Origin of the sequence: Candidatus Contubernalis alkalaceticus (genome assembly GCF_022558445.1) — a bacterium.
GTDB lineage: Bacteria > Bacillota > Dethiobacteria > SKNC01 > SKNC01 > Contubernalis > Contubernalis alkaliaceticus.
The window spans coordinates 553,467-574,421 of record NZ_CP054699.1 but is presented as its reverse complement, the minus strand read 5'-3'; the positions used below and the strand labels follow the sequence as shown (position 1 = coordinate 574,421).

General features: G+C 40.6%; 21 protein-coding genes and 1 pseudogene. 6 read left to right on the top strand and 16 right to left on the bottom strand.

Annotated elements, in window-relative coordinates; genetic code table 11:
• Positions 1–5 precede the first annotated feature (5 nt).
• A complete protein-coding gene (locus HUE98_RS02765) occupies positions 6–1,484 on the bottom strand; it encodes a tetratricopeptide repeat protein (RefSeq protein ID WP_407080291.1) in 1,479 nt (492 codons plus the stop codon).
• On the opposite strand from HUE98_RS02765, the gene HUE98_RS02760 reads away from it, so the two are divergent.
• Entirely contained in the window at positions 1,483–1,800 is a 318-nt protein-coding gene (locus tag HUE98_RS02760; RefSeq protein WP_241422361.1) for a hypothetical protein, read from the top strand. The two genes, HUE98_RS02765 and HUE98_RS02760, sit on opposite strands and share 2 nt — an antisense overlap.
• Before the next feature lie 53 nt (positions 1,801–1,853).
• Here HUE98_RS02760 and HUE98_RS02755 read toward each other — a convergent pair whose 3' ends face one another.
• From HUE98_RS02755 to HUE98_RS02740, 5 genes and pseudogenes are all read right to left on the bottom strand, one after another.
• Entirely contained in the window at positions 1,854–3,710 is a 1,857-nt protein-coding gene (locus tag HUE98_RS02755) for a zinc-ribbon domain-containing protein (RefSeq protein ID WP_241422360.1), read from the bottom strand.
• Between the two features lie 131 nt (positions 3,711–3,841).
• Positions 3,842–3,910, bottom strand: a pseudogene (locus HUE98_RS17895) (zinc-ribbon domain-containing protein); the annotation flags it as partial.
• Positions 3,911–4,068: 158 nt separating this feature from the next.
• On the bottom strand, positions 4,069–4,365 hold the full coding sequence (locus tag HUE98_RS02750; RefSeq protein ID WP_241422359.1) for a hypothetical protein: 297 nt from the start codon (positions 4,363–4,365) through the stop codon (positions 4,069–4,071).
• Positions 4,366–4,530: 165 nt separating this feature from the next.
• Positions 4,531–4,731 carry a hypothetical protein gene (locus tag HUE98_RS02745; protein ID WP_241422358.1) on the bottom strand — a complete coding sequence of 67 codons (201 nt, stop codon included), beginning with the start codon at positions 4,729–4,731 and terminating at the stop codon, positions 4,531–4,533.
• A gap of 84 nt (positions 4,732–4,815) precedes the next feature.
• On the bottom strand, positions 4,816–5,766 hold the full coding sequence (locus tag HUE98_RS02740) for an FMN-binding protein (RefSeq protein ID WP_241422357.1): 951 nt from the start codon (positions 5,764–5,766) through the stop codon (positions 4,816–4,818).
• A gap of 281 nt (positions 5,767–6,047) precedes the next feature.
• On the opposite strand from HUE98_RS02740, the gene HUE98_RS02735 reads away from it, so the two are divergent.
• Positions 6,048–6,371 (top strand): hypothetical protein, encoded by a 324-nt coding sequence (locus HUE98_RS02735; RefSeq protein WP_241422356.1) that lies wholly within the window; start codon positions 6,048–6,050, stop codon positions 6,369–6,371.
• A 386-nt stretch (positions 6,372–6,757) separates the two neighbouring features.
• On the opposite strand, the gene HUE98_RS02730 is transcribed toward HUE98_RS02735, so the two are convergent.
• The 3 genes from HUE98_RS02730 to HUE98_RS02720 form a co-directional block, all read right to left on the bottom strand.
• The gene (locus HUE98_RS02730; protein WP_241422355.1) at positions 6,758–7,882 is read right to left on the bottom strand and encodes a DUF5050 domain-containing protein; all 1,125 of its coding nucleotides are present in this window, start codon (positions 7,880–7,882) and stop codon (positions 6,758–6,760) included.
• 240 nt (positions 7,883–8,122) lie between these two features.
• The gene (locus HUE98_RS02725; RefSeq protein WP_241422354.1) at positions 8,123–8,665 is read right to left on the bottom strand and encodes a DUF5050 domain-containing protein; all 543 of its coding nucleotides are present in this window, start codon (positions 8,663–8,665) and stop codon (positions 8,123–8,125) included.
• A gap of 548 nt (positions 8,666–9,213) precedes the next feature.
• Complete coding sequence (locus HUE98_RS02720) at positions 9,214–9,387, bottom strand: hypothetical protein (RefSeq protein ID WP_241421311.1); 174 nt, start codon at positions 9,385–9,387, stop codon at positions 9,214–9,216.
• 32 nt (positions 9,388–9,419) lie between these two features.
• Here HUE98_RS02720 and HUE98_RS02715 point away from each other — a divergent pair, with 32 nt between their 5' ends.
• Positions 9,420–10,670, top strand: a complete 1,251-nt coding sequence (locus HUE98_RS02715; protein WP_241422353.1) for an IS110 family RNA-guided transposase — start codon at positions 9,420–9,422, stop codon at positions 10,668–10,670.
• Between the two features lie 101 nt (positions 10,671–10,771).
• Here HUE98_RS02715 and HUE98_RS02710 read toward each other — a convergent pair whose 3' ends face one another.
• From HUE98_RS02710 to HUE98_RS02700, 3 genes are all read right to left on the bottom strand, one after another.
• Positions 10,772–10,939: a hypothetical protein gene (locus HUE98_RS02710; protein ID WP_241422352.1), complete on the bottom strand. Its 168-nt coding sequence runs from the start codon at positions 10,937–10,939 to the stop codon at positions 10,772–10,774.
• A gap of 172 nt (positions 10,940–11,111) precedes the next feature.
• On the bottom strand, positions 11,112–11,420 hold the full coding sequence (locus HUE98_RS02705; RefSeq protein WP_241422351.1) for a hypothetical protein: 309 nt from the start codon (positions 11,418–11,420) through the stop codon (positions 11,112–11,114).
• A gap of 26 nt (positions 11,421–11,446) precedes the next feature.
• On the bottom strand, positions 11,447–12,808 hold the full coding sequence (locus HUE98_RS02700) for a right-handed parallel beta-helix repeat-containing protein (protein WP_241422350.1): 1,362 nt from the start codon (positions 12,806–12,808) through the stop codon (positions 11,447–11,449).
• Positions 12,809–13,069: 261 nt separating this feature from the next.
• On the opposite strand from HUE98_RS02700, the gene HUE98_RS02695 reads away from it, so the two are divergent.
• Positions 13,070–13,822, top strand: a complete 753-nt coding sequence (locus HUE98_RS02695) for a LytR/AlgR family response regulator transcription factor (protein WP_241422349.1) — start codon at positions 13,070–13,072, stop codon at positions 13,820–13,822.
• 116 nt (positions 13,823–13,938) lie between these two features.
• On the opposite strand, the gene HUE98_RS02690 is transcribed toward HUE98_RS02695, so the two are convergent.
• Both HUE98_RS02690 and HUE98_RS02685 read right to left on the bottom strand, forming a co-directional pair.
• Positions 13,939–14,112 carry a hypothetical protein gene (locus HUE98_RS02690; protein ID WP_241422348.1) on the bottom strand — a complete coding sequence of 58 codons (174 nt, stop codon included), beginning with the start codon at positions 14,110–14,112 and terminating at the stop codon, positions 13,939–13,941.
• Between the two features lie 334 nt (positions 14,113–14,446).
• Positions 14,447–15,289 carry an EFR1 family ferrodoxin gene (locus HUE98_RS02685; RefSeq protein ID WP_241422347.1) on the bottom strand — a complete coding sequence of 281 codons (843 nt, stop codon included), beginning with the start codon at positions 15,287–15,289 and terminating at the stop codon, positions 14,447–14,449.
• 445 nt (positions 15,290–15,734) lie between these two features.
• Here HUE98_RS02685 and HUE98_RS02680 point away from each other — a divergent pair, with 445 nt between their 5' ends.
• Both HUE98_RS02680 and HUE98_RS02675 read left to right on the top strand, forming a co-directional pair.
• On the top strand, positions 15,735–16,295 hold the full coding sequence (locus tag HUE98_RS02680; RefSeq protein WP_241422346.1) for a DUF1648 domain-containing protein: 561 nt from the start codon (positions 15,735–15,737) through the stop codon (positions 16,293–16,295).
• Between the two features lie 376 nt (positions 16,296–16,671).
• Positions 16,672–17,073 carry a hypothetical protein gene (locus HUE98_RS02675; protein WP_241422345.1) on the top strand — a complete coding sequence of 134 codons (402 nt, stop codon included), beginning with the start codon at positions 16,672–16,674 and terminating at the stop codon, positions 17,071–17,073.
• Positions 17,074–17,583: 510 nt separating this feature from the next.
• Here HUE98_RS02675 and HUE98_RS02670 read toward each other — a convergent pair.
• Entirely contained in the window at positions 17,584–20,211 is a 2,628-nt protein-coding gene (locus HUE98_RS02670) for an ABC transporter permease (RefSeq protein WP_241422344.1), read from the bottom strand.
• Positions 20,208–20,891, bottom strand: coding sequence for an ABC transporter ATP-binding protein (locus HUE98_RS02665; RefSeq protein WP_241423490.1), 684 nt, complete (start codon positions 20,889–20,891; stop codon positions 20,208–20,210). The genes HUE98_RS02670 and HUE98_RS02665 overlap by 4 nt, the downstream gene beginning before the upstream one ends.
• Positions 20,892–20,955 lie beyond the last annotated feature (64 nt).

Sequence of the window (20,955 nt, the reverse complement as noted above, 5' to 3'; positions counted from 1 at the left end):
CCTGCTTAGTTAAGCTGAATTACTAAATTAATATTGCTCACATGGCCATCTTGTATGGTTAGGTAGAGAGCAATAGAACCAAACCCACCACTATTAGGACCATAAAATATAAATTCCGGTTCTCCACTGTCATCATATTGAACATAACCCCAGATACCATAACTTACACCGGTATCCACATATTCATCATCATACAAAGTTCTCCTGTTATTAATCACGGGATGACCTTCATCTAAAAACCTGCGAAGGACTGTTTCGTAAGAATCCCCCACCTGAATGTTCCGCGGCCCATATGCCCCCGGGCTGTGGATAGAAATATTATAACAATTATAGCTGCCATTCCAATTTTCTAAAAGCCCTATTTCTCCGAAGGGATAAACCAACCTTAAGTTATGCCTTTCAAAATCTTCCCAGTAGTCAAGATGGCGCTGCAAGGGAGCTCCCAGGGCAGCGATAATCTCATCTTCATCGGAAATTAGTTTTACATCATAAGCTGTATGGTCATTTTGACTAAAAGGTTCTGTGCTTTGCGGTATTTCCTCCTCAATTTCCTCCGGTTCCACTCCCAGTTCTCTCAACCTGTCTAAATACAGTTCATCTCCTGTGAGCTCATATAAAAGCAGGTAAAATTCATAGACAAGTTTATCTATGGATAGAGCCCGCTCTGCCAGTTCAACGGCTTTTACATGATCCCCTTTATCCTTAAAGTAGTGGACTAAATCTAAAAGAATATTGGTTTCATTTAAAGCATCAATATCCAAAAGGCTGATGAGTTCTTCCGCCCTGTTTATTTCCCCTTCCCGTTGATAAGCTAAGGCCCCTAAAGACAGGACTTTCATACTCTGAGTTTTTTCATAAAGGTTTTCATACATATTTATTATTTCATTATACTGCTCCAGTTTAAATAGGCTGTAGAACTGAAACATCAGTCCTGTAAGGCCGTCAGGTTCTCCCTCTAACATCCAGTGAGCTTCCGCCTGTAGTTCATCCCAGCTCTGAGAATAAATACTGTCCAGGACATAAAAAGCATTATAGTGATTAATATCTAGTTCCTGGGCTTTCTTTACCATCTCCAGGGCTTTTTCAGCCATATCATTAAGCACATACGCTTCCGCCAGCAGGCTGTAGTTCTCCGGAAATTCCGGATTCTTGCTTATGGCCTGCTCCAAAATTTCTATGGCTTTCCCTACTTCATGAAAACGCTTGTAAACCCTGGCCAGGCCCCGGTAGGCCGACTGTTCGCTCTCATCTTCTTCCAGGATCTCCAGATATTCTGCTTCCGCCTCTTCATATTTATCCTGCTTTATATATACATCTGCCAGATCCCTGCGCAGGGGAATCTTTTGATTTACAATTTGAATCCCTTCTTTTAAGACTTCTTCCGCAGAATCAAAGTCATCCTGGACTGTGTAGACCTTAGCCAGGCCGGTATAGGCCCGTTCTTCTTTAGGAGCAATGGCTATGACTTCCCGGTAGGCTAAAATGGCCTGTTCATATTCCTCATCAAAGAGATACTTCTCTGCCAGGGCCAGCTTATCCTCGATGGCTTTTTTTGTACCGGTAGTTACCGAATTTCTGGAGGCCAGGAGTACCAGGGGGATGATGATTAGAGCCGCAATGATTATGAATACAGGCTTAATTTTTGAACTTTTGGTTTGTATTTCATGGGAAACCCGGGTCTCTCTAGTTTCTTCCTCCGAAACAAGGTTTCCGCAATTAGCACAGAACTTATCTTTAGCTTCTAAACTGCTGCCGCAGGAAGAACAGAATTTTTGTAAAATTTTAAAAACCCCCTTTTAGCCCCATTTAAAAGAGCTATGTAAATGAAGCGTAAAAACTTAATTAGAATACTTTTAGTTTGTAGCCGAAGATTCTATAACCGTAAAACTAAAAGAATCATCATTCCAAATATATTTTTTACTAGTTTTTAATTCTTGGGATACAATCATATCTGTTTTATGAAATTTGGTTATATTTGTTAATTTATATTCAAAATCAGTTAGAGGGCCTGTAATTTCCGAAGTTTCCTCGTAATACAAATGGTCAAAAGGATAATCAGATTCCCTTGAATAAATAGTTAGAAAATCTAATACATGTCTTAATTCCTTTCCGTCCCATCTCCAAAGGTCCATATACTCCACTAATATCCCTGTACCTCCACATCTTCGAATAATTCTCAAAAATCCATCAGAAGTAACTGCCTCGCTGCCATATTTCCCTCCGATTTCCTCTAAAATTATGCAATACTTTCCATAGAAGGATCGAACTACCACAATATAACTCCACCATTCAGGTGTAATTACCGCCTCATCCCGTCCATCTCCAGTCACGTCCATATAACTAATAGTGTACTCTTCATTAAAATGATTGAAAGCATCGAGTCCGCCATAATAATCTGGGAATATTTCCCTTAATGCTTGATCAATAACAAATGCTGTTAATTTTTCCTTGTCGTAAATATCCGGGCCTAATAATAGACTATCGGGTTCAACAATGCCCTGAAGTTGATTATAATAAGCTTCATCACCAGTTAACTCATAAAGCAGCAGATAAAAATCAACTATAAATTTATCAATTCTCAGGGCTTTTTTCGCTAAATCTATTGCTTTACCCTTATCCCCTGTTTCATTAAAATAATAAACAAGGTCTTTTAAAATATTTGTTTCCTCCATCCGATCAATATCAATTAAATGTACCAGTTCCCCTGCTTTTCTAGATTCTCCCGTCCGATGAAAAGCCAGGGCCGTAAGAATTAAGACTTTATCACTTTTTGAAGCTTCGTATAATTCTTCATGCATGGAAATCACTTCATTATATCGCCCCAGCTGGAAGAGGCCATAAAAGCGCAGCATTCTGCCTGCAGCAGAGTAAGACTCTTCACTGAGAATGCTATCCCCTTCAGCAATCAGGCCTTCCCAATTCTTTTCAAATATTCCGTCAACAACATAAAAAATATCATAATAATTAATATCCAGCTGCAGAGCTTTTTTCACCATCTCCACTGCCTCTCCAAAACGGTCAACTTTCACGTATAATTCCGCCAGCAGGCTGTAGTTCTCCGGGACATCTGGATTTTCCATGATGGCCCGCTCTAAAATTTCCATGAGCTTCCCCGTTTCATCAGTGCGCTTGTATACCCCTGCCAGACCCCGGTAGGCCAGTTGTTCGTTTTCATCTTCTTCCAGAATCACCAGGTACTGGGCTTCAGCCTCTTCATATTTTTCCTGAATCACATAGATATCTGCCAGGTCCTGGCGCACGGGAATCTTTTGATCTACTATTTGAATCCCTTCTATTAAGACTTCTTCCGCAGATTCGTAATCCTCCTGGACTGTATAAACCTTTGCCAGGCCGGTATAGACCCGTTCTTCTTTAGGAGCAATGTCTATGACTTCCCGGTAGGCTAAAATGGCCTGTTCATATTCCTCATCAAAGAGATACTTCTCTGCCAGGGCTAGCTTATCTTCAATGGTTTTTTTTGTGCCAGTGGTTACGGCGGTCCTGGCCGCAAGAAATACCAGAGGGATGATGATTAGAGCCGCAATAAGTATGAACACCGGCTTTACTTTACTCTTATTCTGTACATCAGGCTGAACAGGGTTCCCTTGTGTTTCGTCTCCCTGAATTGAAAAGCCACATTTAGCACAGAATTTATCTCCTATGTCCAGTTTACTACCGCAAGATGGGCAGAATTTACTGTTTTGTTCCACTTAATACCCCTCGATTCATAGAAATCGCTTAATAAACCCGGTGCCTTTCATTACCGTCAGTCCTCATTTTATAGTGTTCGCCCACCCGGGGCCACTGACAAAATATACATTTTCCGGTTAGCTGTATGTTATTAAACCGGATTTCCACAACTGGTACAGAATAAAGCTCCTTCTTTTAAAACAGCCTCGCATTTTGAGCACTTGTTTTCCCGATCCTGTAATTCTGTATCCTAAGGGGTGCTGGAATTAGCAGGCTCTTTATAAATCACTGCAGCAGGGATATTTTCCTCTTCTGCTCTGTCCACTGGAGAGCCTTTTACTACCTGGCCGCAGCCGGTGCAAAATTTTCTATCAGGTTTTAATGATGCTCCACATCCAGCACAGGTATTAGTTTCTTGTTGAGAAAACACAGGCGGAGCTCCAGGCGCCTGCCGAAAATCCCCAGCATCCAGATTAATATAGTTAAAATCAACGCCTTTAACATTTCACTTAAACTAAACAGAAGAGGAAACTGGATATCGTCCAGCATAGGCAGCATGGAGATAATATACCAGGAGGCCAGGAGAATGGCTACACCAGTCCCCGTTTGTATAACCAGGGCATTACTGCAGCAGCTGTACCACTTCCCTGAGATTTTACTTCCATAAAAAATCACTTCTCTTTAAAATAATAAGCTTAACTGGAACCAAATGAATAGGAGAAGACTTAAAATAATGCCAGAACCGGCTCCCAATTCCAGGAATAATGACTCTTTGACTTCTAACCACATAATTCCGCCCAGGATTGCGAATCCAGAGAAAATGATAAGGTATTTAAACATTTAAAATGCAGCCCGGATGCCGCTGCCGTAAGCGGTATGAAAATAATCATTGATTCTGTCAAAACTAAATTGCACAGGAGCGTGGACCGCGCCGGCTGTGCTGAACAGGCAGCCCCAAAAAACCTCAAACAGCAGGGTTTGGGTAAAAGGAAGGCCGCTGTTCATAATACCTGCCGTATCTGAATATCTCAATACATCCATAACTTCGACTCCAAAAAAATCCGCAACCAGCTCCATAGGTAATTGAATGAAGCTTCTTAAAAAATGATAGGATTTATATATTTTTTACCTGGCCAGGGCATTGAATACGGCCTCCATAATACCATTACTGCTCATGGTAGCGCCGCTCACAGCATCCACCTCATAGTTCTGGTCATTAATGATAGCCTGGGGAACAACTCGAAAGGCAGGATCCGATAGGACCGGAGTTTCGCTATGGCCCAAAATATCAATAGTAATAATTTTACACTCCCAGATAGTTACCTCAACGTGAATATCTCCACCATATCCAGTCCCTGTTCCGATGTATATTCCGTCCGCTAAAGCATTTAGATTCCGTTCCGGCCATGTAATTCCTAAGAAGACAGCTCCAATTTCATCTAAAGCGTCCCTTACGGCCGCAGCAACGGCCCTGCATGAAACAGTGGCCCCGGAAATATTGTCAATATCTGTACCGATGCTTATTGGGTCATTAATCCCTTTCCCAATAAACTGGGCAAGCCAGGACTGCTCTTCGATCTTGTCTCCAAGGCCCGGCGTTTCAGTGTGACCCGTGACTTCTACCGCAATCACATTCCCTTCCGTATCGGCAGTTACGTTAACCCTTACGTCACCACCGTATCCAGGTCCCCTGGAATCCAACATAATATAAGCTATTTCCCTGCCGCCATTGAGTGCTTTGTAAAATGTTTTCCCGTTTATTTCTAAGCTTTCGAATCTGTCAGCATCCGGCACATATGCATATAAAAAAGCGGGCACCTCTTCCTGCTCAGTATCTTTAGCAGACAGTAAACCAGTGGAAGTTGCTGCATAGATTGCTAGGGGCACCATAATTAACGCTGCAATTAATAGTAAATAGATCGGCTTAAAAGTAGACCTTTTTGGAGATTGAATGCCGGGTTTTTCAGACTTTTCATGAACTTCTGTTCCTTGAACAGCTCCCCCGCAGCCGGGACAGAATTTATCTCCTGCTTCTAATCTGCTGCCACAGGAGGAGCAGAATTTATTTTGTGACATTATAAGAACCTCCATCTCATAATCTTTGTTTGATAGATCAATCATAGCATTAATTCTATTTCTTAACAGTAATATAATTTATAATCACGTTTTAGATGTCTATAATCACGATTACCCTGTTTAAAAGGTATATGCTCTTCTATCCTTCACTTTTACACCTTATAATCGTGAATATAAGCGCCTAAACCGTGATTTTATCGAAACAATCTAGAAATTTGAGTGGTTAAACGTTACAGTTGTTATGGCTTATCTAAGATTTAAAAAAACGGGAGGGATTACAATTGAATAGAAATATCCTCAAAGTAATTTGCTTGTTGGTCCTTATTTTTTTTGTTTTTCCTTTTTTTACGGTATCATGCGGCAGACAGGAAATAGCTACTCTATCCGGGCTCAATCTGGTAACCGGCACCACCGTTCGAGGAGACAGGGTAGATGCTTCCCCATTTATGATTATTGTTTTTCTACTGGCTGCGGTGGCATTTGTCTCGTCCCTGGTAAATACTCACAAGGCTTTGTTAGCTCCGGCCGCCCTTGGAGCGGTTAACTTAATACTTCTTTTGGTATTTAAATTACATCAGACGCTTATGAGCAGGGCCTTTATGTAGATTTTAAGTACGGCTATTATTTGACAATACTTATGATGATCGCCTCCGCCCTGTACAGCGGATACCTGTATTTCACGGAAAATGAGTCAACGTAATAAATATCATAATATAATGAAAGAGCTTGTACTTTAAAAATGTATCGAATAATTAAAAAGAGACTCAGTGGAAAAACGAGAGTCTCTTTTTTAGTTCAATAAGTTGTCGGTCATCTACTGTGTCATCTACTGTATTGTAATATGTGCCGGTTGCACCAATTTTACAGCCTTTAAAAAATTATAAATATCAGCTGTCTCCTAGTATATCATTGTTGACCTTTCATCCAAGTTGGCATAATACACAAATCATCCGTTACATTATGTTAAAATCAGTTCTAAGCTGAAGATATATTAAAATACTGGCTGAAAATCACTCCCATCTGTTTTGATTCTAAACATATTGACATGAAAATAAATCCAATCTTCTATTATTTGAATGTCATCTGAGTAGATATCTATTAAACGGCTGCGCGCACTGCCATCAGTCCTTATCTTATATAGAAAATGTTCATCATCTGAATTAGAATAATAGATCCAATCATCCTTTACATTGATAAACCATGAATGATCATTATTTATGCGACTACGTTCGCTGCCATCCGTCTTTATTTTGTAAATCTTGTCTCCATCGTCCTTGTTAATATAATAAACCCAGTCATCAACTACGTTAATACAAATTGGATGGTCTTCAATTAATCGGGCTCGCTCACTTCCGTCCGTTCTAATCTTATTTATTCCATCGCTGTCATAATAAACCCAATCATTAACTACGTTTATACCATATGATTTGTCATCATTTAAACGAGTAAGTTCACTACCATCCGTTCTTACCTTGTAGATTCTCCGACTGTCATCTAGGTTGGAGTAATATATCCAATCACCTGACACGCTCACACAACATGCTTCTTCTTCAAGGAATCGAGTACGACCACTTCCATCTGTTTTAATTCTATAAATTCCTTTTTCATTCTTGGTACAGTAATAAATCCAGTCACCAACAACATTAATAAAGTAAGGTTTATCACTACTTAATTTGGTACGGCCACTCCCATCTGTCTTAATCTTATAAAAGCCTGCTTCATAAAAGCCTGCTTCATCATGGAAATTACCATAATAAATCCAATCATCCAGTTGTGCTGCTGTTCCTCCATTGACAATATTACCTGCAGTATTTCCCCGTTTTGATTCTTTTGCAAACAGATCCGTAGACTGGAGCTTAGATATACCAGGTGTATCTTTTAGAAGGAATATGCCTGTGGACTTAACTGCATAGATTACCAGGGGCACTATAATTACCGCCGCAATTAATAGTAAATAGAACGGCTTAATAGTAGACCTTTTTGGAGTTTGAACACCGGGTTTTTCAGTTATTTCATGAGCTGTTGTTCCTTGAACAGCTCCCCCACAGCCGGGACAAAATTTATCTCCTGCTTCTAATCTGCTGCCACAGGAGGAGCAGAATATATTTTGTGACAATATAGAAACCTCCTTTCTATATTCTTTGGGTTTATATTTAATCTTTAATCCACATACCCTCATTCTCATCATAAATTTATGCCCTGAAATTTCCCACTGAAATCAAACCAAACGCCCACTTGAGAACGATTTAGTTAATCCTTAAAAGAAAACAATCCTTCTCGCTGATAGTCACTGCTCCATAAAATGTAGCAGCCCATTGATTAAAAATAAATCAACAGTTCATAATTTCACAATACTTTAATAAACTAACTGTCTTTGGGTACCATCTATCTTTATTTTGTAATTGTAAGGCCAAGAACCGATAGGAGAGTGATAATATATCCATTCTCCTACAATACTTATTCTAAGCGGAATATCAAATTCATCATATAAACTGGCGAAGTTGCTGCCATCCGTACTGACTTTATTAAGATAACTTGTGTCATTACTCCAATAATAAATCCAATCTTCTACTACAATGATAATCATTGCGGGTTCTTCAGTCAGACAGGTCCGGTCGGAACCGTCTTCTTTAATTTTATAAATTCTTTTTTCATCACTGTCGTTGATGAAGTATACCCAGCCGTCTACTACATTTAAATCTGAGGTTTTATCAAAGTTGAAAGCGTTACGGCTGCTACCATCCGTCTTTATTTTGTAAATCTTGTCTCCATCGTCCTTGTTAATATAATAAACCCATTCACCTGTTACATTAAGACCTCTAGATGAATCATTATTTAACTGTGTACGGTTACTGCCGTCGGTACGAATTTTAAAGCGTTTAATTGTTGCGTTTTCCATAATAGGCAACTCAACAAGTAAGCAGGCTGGTGGTAATGCTGTCTTAAATGACGATATTATCGCATTGTAATGACTGGCAGTTGCAAGAGAATTATTTTTAGGTGAGCGATAACTTTATTAAACATGCTATATTTCTCCTTGTATACTATGAGCAGCAGACGATTTGGACGTAAATTTCCAGTTCGGATGGTGCTCATTTGTTCTTTGAAAACTTTATACAGAATCAAATCTTGTTATCTAACTTACTTATGATCTTTTTAAAAAAAGATTAAAAAAATTAGTAGTAGGGGTTGTGAATATGTGGTCAACGCGAAGCGTTGTCCAAGCAGTTCGTGGGGTCTGTGGGTAACTCGAAGAGTTATCCATCAGAATCCACAACTGCGGCATATTCACAAGCCTATCAAACAATACGTTTCCGCGTATCATGTCAAATTAATTGAAAAAAGGGTTTACAGTTCTGGGATGTCTTTGGGAAAATATAGCCATAGGTGTCTACCAAGGGAATGTTCAATTTTCTCCCGTTGCCCCGTTATCGGGTGTCTTCCTTTTTAAGAGTGTTCCCCTGGCCCCATGTTATAGACCAACACGCTGACTGTTTCCCGGTTGCCCCTCTCTCCTGCCAGCAGAGGGAGACCAGTGCACCGAGGGGAACCGGTGTATTCCAATAGCTCGCAAGGCTGTCGTTCATGGGTTTCCCAGGGACATCCCAGGACTGTAGACATCACATCCTTTTTCTAAGGAGGTGAAAACGACGATGACTATCCCTTTGTTTGTCGGTATTGATGTAAGCAGCAAGGAAAATGTAGTATGCTGTTTAACCGATGAAGAAGAGAAACGAGCTTTATGCCGCTTTACTGTTCTAAATAACCGACCCGGTATCATGGAGCTGCAGAAACGGATTAATCAGCTGGTAGATAAGCATAGTTTTGATGAAATTCGTTTTGGACTGGAACATACCGGCTGCTACTCGACTCACGCCGCCATATACTTACATCGGCATTTAGATTTTGGGTGCTCTAATGTTAAAGTCTATATGTTTAACCCGAGCCTAATTAAGGAGTATAAAAAGTCTCATTTCCTTTCCCCCCCTAAAAATGACCGGGTGGATGCCTGGTATATTGCCGCCAAGGTTCGGTCCGGCCACTTACCTCATCCCTTCACCTGGAGTGAACCGATGATGGCACTGCAGCGGCTGACCCGGACCAGGTACCATCTCATGAAGGCACTGGTAAGAGAAAGTAATTTCCTTATGACCAACCTGTATTTAAAATGCAGCGATTACACGCTTGTTTTTGAAAACAAGCTGTCGGCAACTTCTTTGGCCGTCATGGAGGAGTTTGAATCCACAGAAGCTTTAGCAGAAATCTCTGTGGACCAGCTGGTGGAATTTTTAATCCAGCATGGTAAAAATCGATTTGATGATCCTCAATCTGTGGCTAAGGAGTTACAGAAAGCAGCTCGTTCTTCTTACCGATTATCTAAGGCTATGGCTGATTCTGTTAACCTAGCTATGGCCTCCAGTATTCGGGTCATTCGGACAATTCAGGAACAGATTAAGTCTATAAAAAAGGCTATTGAAGACCATTTAAAAACGATTCCTCAAACTCTAGATTCTGTCCCGGGTATCGGTCCTATCTTTTCTTCTGGTATCTTGGCTGAAATTGGTGACATCCACCAGTTTGCCAGCCATAAGCAGTTGGCTAAGCATGCGGGCATTGCCTGGACTGAGAATCAATCGGGAAACTTTACGGCCAGCCAAACACGGCTAATTCACTCTGGGAACCGCTATTTACGATATTACTTAATGGAGGCGGCTAACAGTGTTCGGGTGCACGACCCTGTTTTTGCAGAGTATTATGCCAAGAAAAAGGCAGAGCCGAAACAGTTCGCCCATAAACGGGCCCTTGCTCTTACAGCACGTAAACTGGTACGGTTGGTCTTTCATCTGCTAAAGACGAACCAACTCTACCAACCGAGAGGAGGAAACCAACAAGAAATATTATAAAGATTAGCTGCGATTCCATCCACCCATAATTTACCGTTAATGTAATTTTAGTACTGTTAATTTGGGTGGCTTAGTTAAGTGATGCCTTTTTTGGGCATTAACTACTTGACATCACACCGCTGCTCTTTAAAAATAAGTATGGCTTTACTGATTTGATTTGAGCGTATGTAAACTAGGGCCAGCCCCCGGTAGTCTGACTGTTCCTTTTCATCTTCTTCCAGGATCAGCAGATACTCTTCTTTTGCCTCTTCATATTTTTCCTGAATCACATAGATACCTGCCAGGTCCCGGCGCAGGGGAATCTTTTGAACTACAATTTGAATCCCTTCGATTAAGACTTCTTCCGCAGACTCATAATCCTCCTGGACTGTATAGACCTTTGCCAGGCCCCGGTATAGGCCCGTTCTTCTTTAGGAGCAATGTCTTTGACTTCTCGGTAGGCTAAAATGGCCTGTTATATTCCTGGTCCAGCAGATACTTCTCCGCCAAAGTCAGCTTATCCTCGATGGCTTTTTTCGTGCCGGTAGTTACCGAGTTTCTGGAGGCCAGGATTACCAGGGGAATGATGATTAGAGCCGCAATAAGTATGAACACCGGCTTTATTTTATTGCTTTTGGTTTGGGCCGCAGGCTGAACCGGGCCCTCTTTAGTTGGATCATTCTGAACAGAAATTCCGCAGCCTGCGCAGAACTTATCTCCTGGTTCCGGTTTGCTGCCGCAGGAGGAACAGAATTGGTTGTTTTGTGCCACCTTGAATAACCTCCGATTCCCAAATACTAACGGTAAGCAGTATTATCAGGAGTATTGTTAAAGTAGGAATTTGTATCCGGTATAGGGTTATTAAACCGTGAACCTTTTTCTATCCAGATACCTCCCCCGGTAGCTCCCGCATGATTATCATTTATTGTATTATCTTCCAGGTAAAGAACCACTTCTTTCGCAATAAGAATTCCTCCGCCCTGCCTTTGAGAGCGGTTTCTGCTGATTATGTTGCCGATGAAATTATCCAGGGATAGTTCCATAATGTAAGCTCCCCCGCCATATTTCGCCCGGTTATCAGAAATATTATTTTGCCGGACTGCAGCTCTTGAATCAAATGCCAGGTACATTCCACCCCCGGCTTCATCCGAGGTATTATTGGTTATATCGTTATGGGAAATAACCGGCGTAGAATCAATAATAACAGCTGTTCCGCCCCCGGACTTACTGGCAGAATTGCTGTCAATGACATTATCCATAATGGTGGGCGAAGAACCATACCAGACAATGATTCCACCGCCATATCCTTCTACGGAATTATTTTTAATTATATTGTTTGAAACTATGGGTGAGGAATGATTTATGATGGCAATTCCTGCACCAACGCCCAGTATTTTTTTAGAATCTGCTTTTACAGTATTTCCTTGAATTACATTTCTTTCAATGGTTGGAGAACTTCCATCTCTGACCAGAATCCCTCCGCCATAATACCTCTGAAACTCGTATTTTTCACCCTTCCTGATAAAGCTGTATTCCCCATAGGTACCGCTGCCCCCGGTGATGGTGAATCCCAGAAGGCTGGAACTATTCTGCTCCCCACTTTGGAAGGTAACTGTTGAACCCTTGTTCCCACCATGGATAATGGTTGATGATACGATATAGGAATCATGGGGATCAGTGCTTCGTAAAATTACTTCCTTCCCCTTAAAATCAATATTTTCATAATATGTACCCGGCAGTACTTCAATTACGCTTCCCGCTGCCGCAGCATCGATGGCTTCCTGAATGGTGGCGTAATTTGTGGGGACAACCAGCAGGAATGGATCATCTTCTGGTGATGATTCATCATCACTTTCCTCCTCCACCGGTTCATCATCCCCTGTATTTTCCTCTTCCACTATGTCTTCTTCAAGATCAGGGTTTTCTTCCTGCCCCCCGGCAACTTCTGCCTGCTCAGAATCTTTAATAAAAAAGTGATAATATGTAAATCCCCCCGCTGTCAGCAGGAGAATCATACAGACAGCAATTACCCAGGTCCAGCGCTGAACCCTTCCGGCCGCCGCAGGAAATTTCGCCTGAGTATCCAGGGACATCCCGCAGTCAGGACAAAATTTGCTGCCGGTTTTAAGAGCCCCTCCGCAGTTTTTACAATATCTCAAAAGGGTTCCCTCCTTTCACTATTAACCTGTATATTATCCCAAATTTATAGAGAAACCTGTTTACTTAATTATTAATAAATGTACTACTTTTACCATTATTAATCATAGCATTTTATAAAGGATTTGGTACCCTTATTGCGTGAAATCACGACTTTAATGCCTATTATTACGATATGTGTGTTTATTTGTTATTTTTAAAGGAATTATCAAAATATTTATTGAATATAATATATAAAAATTTTATATACATAAGGTGAGTATATGGATAAGAGTATGAATAAAATAACTGTTGCTGTTGCTGAGGATGAAACCCCCATCCGGCAGTTACTACAATCCTACCTGGAAACTTTCCCACAAATTGAGATTACTGCAGTTGTTTCCAACGGAAACGAACTTATAAAAGTGATTAAAGAGCATAAAGTAACTGCTGTTTTTCTCGATATAGAAATGCCTGGTCTGGATGGGTTATCCACCGCTGCCAGAATTAAAAGACATCAACCCGATGTCTTTGTTGTGTTTGTAACGGCCCACCCTCATTACGCAGTGGATGCTTTTCAACTGAAAGCAGTAGATTATTTAATTAAGCCAATCACCAGAGAAGCCATCGCCGGCACAATAAAAACCTTAGAAAAATTTTTGCAGCTAAATATACCGGGTTACTCTAACGAAATCCAAAAGCGTATTTCCATAAAAAATAATCATGAACTTTATTTCGTAAATCCTTTTGAAATCATTTTTATAGAAAAAGAATTAAGAAAAACAGTTCTTCATACCACCCGGGGCAAATACCTTTCTACAGAGCCTCTGAATGCCCTGGAAAACAATCTGAGTGAGAATTTTTTCCGCTGTCATAAAGGTTTCATCATTAACCTGGATCGAATTGAAAAAATAATTCCCGTCGCAGACCGGATGTATGAAGTCAGTTTTTATGAATACTCCGGCAAGGTTACCATGAGAAGAAAGAAATACGAGGAACTGTGTAAAATTATGATTTCTCAAAATAACTGTTTATAATAATCGGTCTCTACATTGAACAAGTAACTCAATATAACTCCCACATCAAAAACATTTCAATCCTGATAACCTGACCGTTTGATATTTTACTTAAGGGCCACTTGTCGAATCTGTTTTTAACAGGCTGTCCCAATTAAATTCCCGGACATTCTCCACATTAGCACCATAATCCGGCCAAAATATATTAAACTCTCTGGTTTCTTGAAAAATCTGCTCCCGGCCTGTAGTTCCCTGGATTCCAGTTCTGTAAGCAGTATGAATTCTTTACTGTAAGCCCCTTCAACCAGCATTGTATATTACACCAAAAACGGTAGCAGTAAATATATAACTACATCGGCAGAAAAATGTGACAGCACCACCGGGTTACTATTTCCACCCGTTGAGAGATGACGAGAAGATGCAGAGCTCTGGTGTTATAAAAAGCAAATATTTGTTTGATTCTGCTAACTAAGGGAACGAATGCGGGAAGCTTACCCTCCTGGTTTACCGCGTTTTCCCTAATATTTCCCCGACAGTATTGATGCCCCTTTTTTAATATTTTGCAAAATCTCTCAAGGAAATTAATAGCGAGGCATAATCTGAATAATCCGAAGATCTTTTAGGTTTTCCAGCGCTTTTTCACTCCTAATCGGAATCATCGGCCAATAAGAGCTCAGGATTGAATTCTTTAACCGGGCCTTTGTACGGTTCTCCTCTTTTCAGGTTATGAGGTTTATTCATATACGTAATTGCTGACACTGGACAAAAACTGTAACAGCGAAGGCAAAGAATACAGATACCTTTCGTTTTCAATTCTTTGCCCTCAAATATCAGGTTTCCGGAGGGACATAAACGGGCACATTTCCTGCACCGGATACATAGACTTTTCTCATAAAAAATATCATCCCGTAATCGCTCAAAAAACCGCCGAAACGGCACTCTCTGAAATGCCCCTGAAGCCTCTGATATTCTGTTGAAGCCCCGGCGAAAAGGCCGCTCATTCATAATTTTATGGATGAAACCTCTAATCCTTTTTTCCGTTTTGGCCAGGGTTTTAGATATTTTCATTCTATCATTTGTATAGGGTAAAAACCTGGTGACTGAAACACAAACATTAGAGGGCATAAAAAAATGCTCTGCCCAGAAGATGTTAAATTGCTTTTCATCAAGGAACTCTTCCGCCACTCGGGCCCCATCCCCCGACCACATCCATTGAGTACAAAAAATAAAGGTTCTTTTATTCTTAACTGGAGGGAGTTCTTGAAAAAACTCCTTCATAATAAAGGGCAGGTCAGAACCATGGGTGGGAAAACCAAAACCAACCAAATCACTTTCGCTGATTATCCTGCCTGCTCTTGAACCATTTATTTTCTCTACAGAGTACGCTGACGCAGTGATTCCTTTTTCATTGAATATCCTAACAAATGTTTCCGAAACCCACCAGGTATTCCCTGTCCCAGAAAAATAGAATATAGAAGCTTTCTTCATCCTTGCTCCTTTCACAAAAAAAAAGTGAATTGCTTTCCCTGTTTCAATCATATACTATTTTTACTCTACTTAATACTAATTTTCAGCATATTAACAGGCAGCTTCTTCTTGCAGATATCCCGCACTTCTTGTGAACTCGTTTCAGCAAGCTTTAAAATCGGGGAATCAGGTGGAGATTCTACTCTTCCTAATTTTAGAGGAAATTGAGATGAACAATGTCCGGACAGTCAATGAATTTAAAGATGATTTAAAGGTTCTAGAAGAGATGTGGGCGGAGAAGTTTGATGCAGGAAAGTCCTATTAAGCTGTCTAAGTTGAGTCAAAGAACCGTCCCTGAATCAACTGACTCGATGATAATACGATATTGTTTACTCATCAAAGATGTGATAGCATTTATATTAGAATACAGCCTGAAACTTTAATAAATTAACTGGAGGATTGTTAAATGACCACTTTAATAAATCCCGCCCCTTTGAGCCCCAGGGGGAAAGTCATGGTATTATTGAATGTCTTAGGATTAATTATCATTTGGGGCATTGGTATTTACGCATTTTTTGTTTTTACTGACCCGATTCCTACTCATTTTGACGCAGCCGGGAGAGTCACCACCTATGGTAGTAAAACCACTTTTTTAATCGTTTCTGCGGCCTTTAGTATATCACCGGCCTGTTTTATTCTGCTGACTAAATACCGGTTCACTCTCATTAACAAATACCCTTACCTGGTTAACCTACCTGCTTTCTTTTTAAATATTAAAAATTTATCCCCGGAAAGACGCAGTTTCTGGACAAATCAATACTTTGAGTTGATGTTAATGTTAGGGGCTCTGCTGTCATTTTACATGGTTGCCCTGACTGCCATGATATTTCAGGGAACAACAGCGGGAAGCTTATTCTCCTGGTTTACCACATTTTCCATAATATTTCCCCTGGCAATATTGATTCCGTTTTTTATTGTTATGCAAAATCTCTCCCAAAAAATTAAAAACGAAGCGGAAGTTGAATAATCCTCGCCCCTGATACCTTGATCTAGTTACAATAATTAATTGTTCAGTGGATCTGGACTGTAATAACCAATTCATGACAAAAGAAAACCTCTTTGGTTATACGCGCTTCCCTATAGTCCAAATCTGTTGTGCTAACCCCGCCAGCTACCATAACATATGGTATATTTTGGTTGACAATATCTGTCCCAAATAATATAATGACATTAATTAGGGTGCCGGATATACTCATTAGTCATTTCAATTTTTATCTCAGAAGATTCGCAATAAAGTAGTACAACCTTCTCCAGCGCCTCAATGTACTGACCCTAATCTCCAACTGCATTTAGAGCACCTGTTAAACGGCGGATTGGTTATTCTTAGTAGGGAGGGGCTGCTTGTGGTGAAAAAAGAAAAACTAACTTACAGCATTGTTATTCTAAGTGCATTAAGTTTAATTAAAAGCAAATTTGAAAAAGCCGGCCTGGAGCTGGATACCCGCTATATGGACTATTTTGAGGAATGTCCGCGCTGCGGGAATACTTTCAAGATCTACCGGCAAGAGGTAAAAGATGCCGCTACTGTATCTGCATTTTTAAATATGGAACAGCAGAAAGGAATTGCTTATTGCCTTTGCAAAAAATGCGTACAAGAGATGTCCATATTCACTGCTAAAAGGGATGCGGAAATCACGGAAAATCGAATATTTGAAAAAATACACGATTTAAGACGCTCAAAAAAACCAACCAGAGCGGATATTCAACTGGAAAAACGAATGTTGCAGAAAATTTACGGTTTTTAACGCTCTTACTTTATAGATTAATGAAGAAGGTTGCAGTCATCCACCGGGGCAGGCCCCTTTTGTGTATAAATCAGAAAAGCTTAAGTTTATCTTCTGGTTTCTCTAACAAGCTGTTTCAAAGAAGGAATTATTAATAAAAACTTCAGGTTTAGTTATAATTCTAATGAGTAATAATAAGTCCTGCTTCGGCAGTTTCCAGAAACTCCTAAGGGGTCAGTTACTTACCAAGAAAGTAAAAACACAACTTTTCAGTTGTGTTTTTTGTTATCATTTTTTTTCTATTTTTTCCTCAAGTATCTTAATCCTAAAGTCATGATCATTGAGGCGATAGTCATGTAGATCAGTTTTTTCAAATAAAGCTCTGACTTTTGTACTCGAATCATTTTCCATCCTTAAGACAATTCGCTCTAATCTCTCTTGGTTTTGCCCAAAACTATCCAGCTTTTCATTTAGACCAGGAAATGGATTTAATGTCTCCTGGTCTCCTTGATTTGATTATCCCCTTGATTCCTACAGATTTTCTTCCTTCAATGCCTCCATAATATTTTCATTTTTTAATTTTGTACTGGAGTGTATCATGGTTATGAATACAATTATAAATACTCCGGCCACACAGAACAGGATTTCTTTCCAGGGCAGTACAAAACCGAATACAAACATGGCGCCAAAGGAGTTGTACATCCAGTAACTGATTAAAATGCTGACGGGCAGGCCGTACAGCAGAGCTTTTAAACCATAAAACAAACTTTCACACCGAATCATTTTATTAAATCCCCCCGGTGTCATTCCCACCGATTTCAACATGGCAAACTCCTGACGGCGCAGGGCCACATTGGTGCTGATGGTATTAAAAATATTGGTAACTCCTATTAACGTAATTAAGGTCACAAAGCCGTAAAGAAAAATTGAAATAACTGTGGTTGTTCGTTTCATGTCCTCCTGCTGAGCCGATATGTTCTGGAGATAAAGAGAGCCGTTAGGATATTTTATATCTAAAGTTTTTACCTGTTCTACAACTGAGCCTGCACTGCTGCCGGATTCAATATACAGCTGGGGGGAGATACTTGCGTGAATACTGTCAAACATCCGCAGTATTTCCTCCATTACTTCATCCGACACTACCATGATAAAGTTGGAGTATGCGGTATTCCCTGAGCTGATCATATGGTCTGAATGCAGGACGCCGAAAGGCAGGGTTTCAGTTATTCCCCCAATCTCCACAGGAAAATGAACGGCAGTGGCTTCTTCAGTGCTGTAGTCATATGTTGTTAAAGAAATCCGCTGGCCCTCTTTCATGTTCATCGGCTCATATTCCACATACTTATTCACCATAAGCATACCCTGATTAACCAGGATGCCCTGGAAATTTTTAATGTCTTTAAAGGCCGGGCCTTCCAGCCCATTTTCTTTCGCATATCGATTAAATTCTTTTTCACCCAAAGAAAGTACTCTAAAACTGATGTTGAGGCTTCCATCATCATTCTCAGGAAATAAACTGTTCTCCTTATTAAGATGGTTTTTCTGCAGATAGGAACCCAGATGAGAGGGGTTAAAACTTTCCGCATCACAGGTAAGGTTCCTGACTAAGGTATATCTTTTTATGCCGTCAAGAGATAAAACATCAGAAAAAAAGTTCAGCTGTTCCTCAATAGGTGTGTTGTATTTTGCCACCACTATATCATAGGGAATGTCTTCATAATACATTTCACTGCTTTTAAAACTGTAGGTCATAAAAGAGGAAAAGGTTATGAAGAGAACAATACTGATGAAAAGGGAGAACACCGTAGCCCGGTACCTTCTCCGATTTCTCTTTAGATTCTTCAGGGCTAATTCCCCTTCTATACCGAAGAGAGACCGGGTGACTCTGGAGGTTTTTAATATTTTCCTGTTTACTTGAATATCCTTATTCAGCCTGATGGCATCAATAGGAGAAATGCCGGCAGCCCTCCTGGCAGGAATGAAGGCAGATAAGAATATAATGAAAGATACAAAGAAAACAGTTAAAAGGATCGTTCCGGGAGAAACCACAAGCCGTAAGATAATGTTCTCACTGAACATGGAACCTATCATTAAACGATTTACCACAGAAAGGGTGATACCGATGCCGGTGAAGCCCGACAGGATTCCCAGGGGGATCCCCGTTAACCCCACTAAAAAACCCTCATAAAAAACCATCCTTCTGATTTGTCCAGGGGATGCCCCTGCACTGGACAGCATGCCGAATTGTTTTTTCCGCTCACTGACAGAGATAGCAAAAGAGTTGTATATTACGGCAATTGTGCCTACTGCTATCAAGAGTATGATAATCCGGGTAATGGAATCAAACATCTGGTTTGCCTGGTCACTTTGAGAGATACCCAGCCATTTCAGCAGTTCTCCGTTGTAAATATAGTTTTCGACCTCTGCATTATTTGCCATTTCAGGGACCGTTTCAAATATCTTCTTCGGAGCTTTCCCCAGTATAGATACATTTACAACATCCCCTGCTGTTAAATTTTTTTCCTCCATATAGGAAATAATTGTATAACCCGGGGCAAGGCCTCTTTCAAAACGAGGCTTTTCAATAAACCCGGTTATGGTGTATGTTTTGGCTGCAGTATTTTCCAGGTTTTCCGTTTCGGAATATTCATCATTGTAAAGTATCATTCCGTTATCATTTCTTTTGCCTATGTCCAAGGAGACGGTCTGGCCTATGCTGTAACGGTCCCCTCCCATGGAGTAAATTTCATCAGAAATTACCGCTTCCCCCTCCTTTACCGGAAATCTTCCCTTTACCAGGGTAACAGGCATATGGGTGAAGGCGGTATGATCATATTCTTTGATTTGGAAATATGGTTTGGATTCATTTTTAGATTCTTTGAAAAGCGCATAACCCAAATCCCGGCTCAGCATAGATTCTTCCGTGTGGGAACTGCCGGTAATATACTTTACTTTATCCATGCTGACATCATAAAACGTGGCGTGAAAATTCCCATCTGTTTCTATGGCTGATTGTACAAAAAGATCCTGGAAACTTGCGGAAATTGCAGAGGTTCCGCAGACCATGGCACTGGCTATAATAATTCCAATTATGGTAACAATGGTACGCTTTTTGTTAAGCTGCAGGTTTCTTAGAGTCAGCTTGTTTAAAATGTTCACAGCCGAATCACCTCATCTTTGACAATACGGCCGTCTTCCAGGGTGATGATTCTGTCAGCCTGCAGGGCAATTTCATGTTCGTGGGTGATGGTTATTAGGGTTTGATTGAAGCGCTTGTTTGAGTATTTAAGAAGTTCGACGATTTCCCTGGAATTTTTGCTGTCCAGGTTGCCGGTGGGTTCGTCCGCCAGAACCAGAGCGGGATGAGTGATCAGGGCTCTTCCGATAGAGACTCTCTGCTGCTGTCCTCCGGAGAGCTCATTAGGCAGGTGGTGTACTCTTTCAGTTAAGTCCAAAGTCTTCAGAATTTCCTCCAAATCTTTTTTTTCTACCTTTCGCTGGTCCAGCAGCAGGGGCAGTGTCATATTTTCTTCTACGTTTAGTATGGGGATTAAATTATAAAACTGGTATATGAGGCCAATCTGCCTGCGCCTGAATATGGCCAGGTTAGTTTGATTCAGCTTGTATATGTCGGTATCCTCAATAAATACCCGGCCGCCGGAGGGGCGGTCTACACCCCCGAGGGTATGCAGAAGAGTGGATTTTCCCGAGCCGGAGGGCCCGACAATAGCCAGAAACTCTCCCCTGTTTACACAGAAAGACACATTATCCAGGGCTTTTACCTCTGTTGTGCCTTTCCCATAGGTTTTGGACAGATTTTCTACCCGCAGTATTTCCATCATATCTTACTCCTTTTCTTTTGATGTCTTTATTATATCTGCCCAATATGACTTTACGGTGACT

Coding starts and splice junctions, on each gene's coding strand:
- HUE98_RS02760 (WP_241422361.1), top strand. CDS start 1,483: ATGGCCTGTTCATATTCCTCATCAAAGAGATACTTCTCTGCCAGGGCC.
- HUE98_RS02745 (WP_241422358.1), bottom strand. CDS start 4,731: ATGGATGTATTGAGATATTCAGATACGGCAGGTATTATGAACAGCGGC.
- HUE98_RS02740 (WP_241422357.1), bottom strand. CDS start 5,766: ATGTCACAAAATAAATTCTGCTCCTCCTGTGGCAGCAGATTAGAAGCA.
- HUE98_RS02725 (WP_241422354.1), bottom strand. CDS start 8,665: ATGGAAAACGCAACAATTAAACGCTTTAAAATTCGTACCGACGGCAGT.
- HUE98_RS02720 (WP_241421311.1), bottom strand. CDS start 9,387: ATGTCTACAGTCCTGGGATGTCCCTGGGAAACCCATGAACGACAGCCT.
- HUE98_RS02715 (WP_241422353.1), top strand. CDS start 9,420: ATGACTATCCCTTTGTTTGTCGGTATTGATGTAAGCAGCAAGGAAAAT.
- HUE98_RS02695 (WP_241422349.1), top strand. CDS start 13,070: ATGGATAAGAGTATGAATAAAATAACTGTTGCTGTTGCTGAGGATGAA.
- HUE98_RS02690 (WP_241422348.1), bottom strand. CDS start 14,112: ATGCTGGTTGAAGGGGCTTACAGTAAAGAATTCATACTGCTTACAGAA.
- HUE98_RS02685 (WP_241422347.1), bottom strand. CDS start 15,289: ATGAAGAAAGCTTCTATATTCTATTTTTCTGGGACAGGGAATACCTGG.
- HUE98_RS02680 (WP_241422346.1), top strand. CDS start 15,735: ATGACCACTTTAATAAATCCCGCCCCTTTGAGCCCCAGGGGGAAAGTC.
- HUE98_RS02665 (WP_241423490.1), bottom strand. CDS start 20,891: ATGGAAATACTGCGGGTAGAAAATCTGTCCAAAACCTATGGGAAAGGC.